At 67.5% G+C, this 3,817-nt stretch carries 5 protein-coding genes; all 5 read left to right on the top strand.

What is annotated here, in order from left to right; translation table 11 throughout:
- Positions 1 to 345, top strand: a 345-nt coding sequence (locus AACR77_RS14300; RefSeq protein WP_042882424.1) for an NAD-binding protein, incomplete at its 5' end; no start/stop codon positions are given.
- Positions 342 to 1,592 (top strand): 3-oxo-tetronate kinase, encoded by a 1,251-nt coding sequence (gene otnK / locus AACR77_RS14295; RefSeq protein WP_042882423.1) that lies wholly within the window; start codon positions 342 to 344, stop codon positions 1,590 to 1,592. The genes AACR77_RS14300 and otnK, both read left to right, overlap by 4 nt.
- Positions 1,585 to 2,217, top strand: coding sequence for a 3-oxo-tetronate 4-phosphate decarboxylase (gene otnC / locus AACR77_RS14290; protein WP_042882422.1), 633 nt, complete (start codon positions 1,585 to 1,587; stop codon positions 2,215 to 2,217). Before otnK ends, otnC begins: the two co-directional genes overlap by 8 nt.
- Complete coding sequence (gene otnI / locus AACR77_RS14285) at positions 2,214 to 2,987, top strand: 2-oxo-tetronate isomerase (RefSeq protein ID WP_010673296.1); 774 nt, start codon at positions 2,214 to 2,216, stop codon at positions 2,985 to 2,987. Before otnC ends, otnI begins: the two co-directional genes overlap by 4 nt.
- An 11-nt stretch (positions 2,988 to 2,998) precedes the next feature.
- Positions 2,999 to 3,817, top strand: an 819-nt coding sequence (gene denD, locus AACR77_RS14280; RefSeq protein WP_231563247.1) for a D-erythronate dehydrogenase, incomplete at its 3' end; no start/stop codon positions are given.

Genomic DNA, 3,817 nt, shown 5'->3' with positions numbered 1-3,817 from the left:
GTGGCCGCCGAGGCGATGGCGCTGGCCAGCCGGGCAGGGGTGTCCCTGGATCTCATGTATGACGTGGTGACCCATGCCGCCGGCAACTCCTGGATGTTTGAAAACCGCATGCCCCGGGTGCTGGCCGGTGACTACCAGGCCCGCTCCGCAGTGGACATCTTCGTCAAGGATCTCACCCTGGTGGCCGACACCGCCAAGGCGCTGCGCTTCCCGCTGCCGCTCGCGAGCACGGCGCTGAACATGTTCCTCGGTGCCAGCAATGCAGGCCACGGCCAGGAAGATGACAGCGCCGTCATCAAGATCTTCTCAGGCATCACCCTGCCGGGTCAGGAGGAGCAAGCATGAAACTCGGAGTCATCGCAGACGACTTCACCGGCGCCACCGACATCGCCGGTTTTCTGGTGGAGAACGGCCTCTCCACCATCCAGTTTGCCGGCATCCCGGCAGAGGCGGATCTGACCGGGGTCGACGCCGTAGTGATCAGCCTCAAGAGCCGCTCCTGCCCGGCCGATGAGGCAGTGCGCGACTCCCTGGCGGCCCTCGACTGGCTCAAGTCCCGCGGCTGCCCGCGCATCTACCAGAAGTACTGCTCCACCTTCGACAGCACGGCGGCGGGCAACATCGGCCCCGTCACCGACGCCCTGCTGGCCGCGCTGGAGAGCAAGTTCACCCTGATCTGCCCGGCCCTGCCGGTAAACGGTCGCACCGTCTATCAGGGCAACCTCTTCGTCGGCGCCCAGCCGCTCGCCGAGTCCGGCATGCGCCATCACCCCATCACCCCCATGACCGACAGCAACCTGCTGCGGCTGATGGAGGGGCAGGCCCAGGGCCGTGCCGGTCTGGTGCCGTTCAATACCATCGCACAGGGTCCCGGCGCCATTGCCGACGCCTTTGAGCAGCTAACGCAAGCTGGTGTGCGCTACGCCGTGGTCGACACCCTGACCGAGCAGCACCTGCTGGACATCGCCACCGCAGCCCTCGACATGCCCCTGGTGACCGGCGGATCCGGCCTCGCCATCGGCCTGGCCCGTCAGCTTGGGAGCGGCGATCTGCAGGGTGCCCGCGAAGCGGGCTGGCCCAGAGGCACCCGCGCCGCGGTGCTGTCGGGCTCCTGCTCCGAGATGACCAACCGTCAGGTGGCCCGCTATCGCCAGCACGCTCCTGCCCTGGCGCTGGATGTGGTGCGCTGCCTCGAAGAGGCCGACTACCCGGCCGAGCTGGCGCGCTGGGTACTGGACCAGCCCCGTACCCCGGCGCCGCTGGTCTACGCCACCACCAGCCCGGCGGAGCTGGCCCGCATTCAGGAAACCCACGGCCAGCAGACGGCCAGCGACGCGGTGGAACACTGCTTTGCCCGCCTCGCCCAACTGCTGCAAGGCGCCGGCGTGGACCGCTTCATCATCGCCGGTGGCGAGACCTCGAGCCGGGTCACCCAGGCCCTCGGCGTCAAGGCGTTCCACATCGGCCCGCAGATCGCCCCCGGTGTGCCCTGGGTGCGGGCCATCGACGCCCCCCTGTCGCTGGCCCTCAAGTCCGGCAATTTCGGGAGCGACGACTTCTTCGACAAGGCTCAGGAGTACTTCCATGACTGAACAGGCACTGCGCGACACCATGGTGATGCTGGGAGCCTCCCTCTTCCAGCGCGGTTATGCCACCGGGGGCGCCGGCAACCTCTCCGCCCTGCTACCGGACGGCACCCTGATCGCCACCCCGACCGGCTCCTGCCTGGGACGGCTCAGCGCCGACAGGCTCTCTCACGTCAACCTGCAGGGGGAACACCTGGGGGGAGATCGCCCCTCCAAGGAGGTGGCCTTCCACCTTGCCATCTACCACAACAATCCGGACTGCCGGGCCGTGGTGCACCTGCACTGCACCCACCTGACCGCCCTCTCCTGTCTGGAGGGGCTGGATCCGGCCAACGTCATCCGCCCCTTCACCCCCTACTACGTGATGCGGGTCGGCCAGTTGCCGCTCATCCCCTACTACAAGCCGGGGGATGCCCGCATCGCCGAGGAGCTGGGGCGCCGCGCTCCCGAAGGCAACGCCTTCCTGCTTGCCAACCACGGCCCCGTGGTGACGGGCAAGGATCTGGTGGATGCGGTCAACAACATGGAAGAGCTGGAGGAGACGGCGCGCCTGGCACTGATGCTCAATGGCCACTCCATCCGCTACCTGAGCGAACCCGAAATTGATGAATTGAGGAGGATGAAACCATGAGCAAGTTTGCCGCCAATCTCACCATGCTGTTTACCGAGGTGCCGTTCCTGGAGCGCTTCGCCGCCGCCCGCGACGCAGGCTTCGAGGCGGTGGAGTTCCTCTTCCCCTACGAGTGGCCGGCCGCAGAGCTGGGCCGCCGCTTGCGCGAGCAGGGGCTCTCCCAGGCCCTGTTCAACATGCCGCCGGGCAACTGGGGCGCGGGGGAGCGCGGCATGGCTGCCATCCCGGGGCGGGAAGCGGAGTTTCGCGGCCACCTGCCAAGCGTGCGTGACTATGCCCTGGCGCTCGGCTGCACCAAGGTACACGCCATGAGCGGCATCGTGGACCCTGCTCATAGCCTCTCGGCCCACCGCCAGACCCTGATCGACAACATCCGCTTCGCCGCCGACTTCCTGGCCGAAGACGGCATCAAGGTGCTGCTGGAGCCGCTCAACGATCGGGATGTACCCGGCTACTTCCTGGCTCACCAGCTCGACGCCCTGGCCCTGGTGCAGGAGATAGACAGACCCAACGTGGGGGTGCAGCTCGACCTCTATCACGCCCAGATCATGGACGGGGATCTCACCCGTCTCATCGGCAAGCTGGGCCCGGCCATCGGCCATGTCCAGATCGCCTCGGTGCCGGATCGCCACGAGCCGGACGAGGGGGAGATCGCCTACCCCCACCTGTTCAAGGCGCTGGCGCAGGCGGGCTACCACGACTGGATAGGCTGCGAGTACAACCCCAGAGCCGGCACCCGTGAAGGGCTGGGCTGGCTGACACAACAATAACGACCCTGAACATGAACGAGTCTGAGGATAACAAGATGCAGATCATCATCACCGGCGGCGGTGGCTTCCTGGGCCAGAAATTGGCCCGGGCTCTGCTGCAAGGCCCCCACCCCTTCACCGAGCTGCTGCTGGTAGACATCCAGCAGCCGCAATCCCCCCTGCCGGACCCCAGGGTTCGCTGTCTGCGGGCCGACCTCACCGAATCCGGTGTCGCCGAGTCCCTCATCAGCGAGCGGACTGCCGTGGTCTACCACCTGGCGGCCATCGTCAGCAGCCACGCGGAGCAGGACTTCGATCTCGGCTGGCAGGTAAACCTGGACACCACCCGCACCCTGCTGGAGGCGTGCCGACATGCCCGGCCGGGCATCCGCTTCGTCTTCACCAGCTCGCTCGCCGTCTATGGCGGCCCGCTGCCGGAGCTGGTGAATGACGGTACCGCCCTGACCCCCACCTCCTCCTACGGCGCCCAGAAGGCCATGGGGGAACTGCTGGTCAACGACTACAGCCGCAAGGGCTTCGTCGACGGTCTGGTATTGCGCCTGCCCACCATCTGCGTGCGGCCGGGCAAACCGAACCGCGCCGCCTCCTCCTTTGTCAGCAGCATCATCCGCGAGCCGCTGCAAGGGGAGAGCGCCATCTGCCCGGTGAGCCCGGATCTGCGCCTCTGGCTCTCGAGCCCCGCCACCGTGGTCGCGAACTTCCTGCTGGCGGCCAGGCTCCCCGCCACCGGTGACGCCCGCAGCATCAACCTGCCCGGCATCAGCGTGACCGTCGGCGAGATGCTGGAGGCCCTCGCCCGGGCCGGTGGCCAGGCGGCCCGGGATCGGGTG

The sequence above is a fragment of the Aeromonas sp. ZOR0002 genome (genome assembly GCF_963866995.1).
GTDB lineage: Bacteria > Pseudomonadota > Gammaproteobacteria > Enterobacterales > Aeromonadaceae > Aeromonas > Aeromonas caviae.
This window is presented reverse-complemented; position numbering and strand designations above follow the sequence as displayed.